The following is a 662-nucleotide window of genomic DNA, read 5'->3' as shown; positions in this document are numbered from 1 at the left end:
GGGATTCATCGCTTCATTTTTTTTTGAGAATCGACGGTGTTGTTGAAGCTGAAGTGCTACATTCATCTGCTCGATCAGCTGATTTTGATGCTCAATCATCTTGGTCAATTGTTGAATGACCTTCAATGCTTCTTCAAGATTCTTGGGCTGTTGAGTTTGAGCCATAATTCGTCACCTCCTAACGTTTCTGAATGTTATTAAGCATATCAGAATTTATTAAGAAATGATAGATCAAAAGTCAATATAAATGCCCTTCTGACGCGGGTTTGACGCGTTTGATAGGCAACGGAGAGATACCTTCCAAAAGCAGCTTGATCTGTCGGCGACTCAGTTGGACGGCATCATCACGATGCCGTGGCCAGCGTAGTCCGCCATTTTCAAATCGCTTATAAAGCAGGATGAATCCTTCGCCGTCCCAGTAGAGTCCCTTGAATCGATCATTACGGTTGCCACAGAACAGAAAGAGAGAATCATCAAATAGATCCAGCTCATAATTTTCAGCGATCACTGCTGCTAAGCCATCGATGCCTTTGCGCAGATCTGTTTTGCCACAGACGATGAAAACATGCTTGGGAGTGGTCCAGTTAACGAGCATAGTCGGCAATCAGCTTGATTAGCTTTTCAATCATTGCTGGGTCGGCATCTTGGTAAATACTGAGCCG

Annotated in this window: 1 protein-coding gene; it reads right to left on the bottom strand. The window is 44.0% G+C overall.

Translation table 11 applies throughout. The features are described from left to right. Positions 1-238 precede the first annotated feature (238 nt). Positions 239-595: an IS66 family insertion sequence element accessory protein TnpB gene (tnpB, locus tag MY520_RS27930; RefSeq protein WP_033935691.1), complete on the bottom strand. Its 357-nt coding sequence runs from the start codon at positions 593-595 to the stop codon at positions 239-241. Positions 596-662 lie beyond the last annotated feature (67 nt).

Source organism: Geodermatophilus sp. CPCC 205506, assembly GCF_051383635.1.
Taxonomy (GTDB): Bacteria; Actinomycetota; Actinomycetes; order Mycobacteriales; family Geodermatophilaceae; genus Geodermatophilus.
This window is presented reverse-complemented; position numbering and strand designations above follow the sequence as displayed.

Bases quoted from the DNA above. Each gene is read 5' to 3' on its own strand.
- tnpB (WP_033935691.1), bottom strand. From the start codon at position 595: ATGCTCGTTAACTGGACCACTCCCAAGCATGTTTTCATCGTCTGTGGC.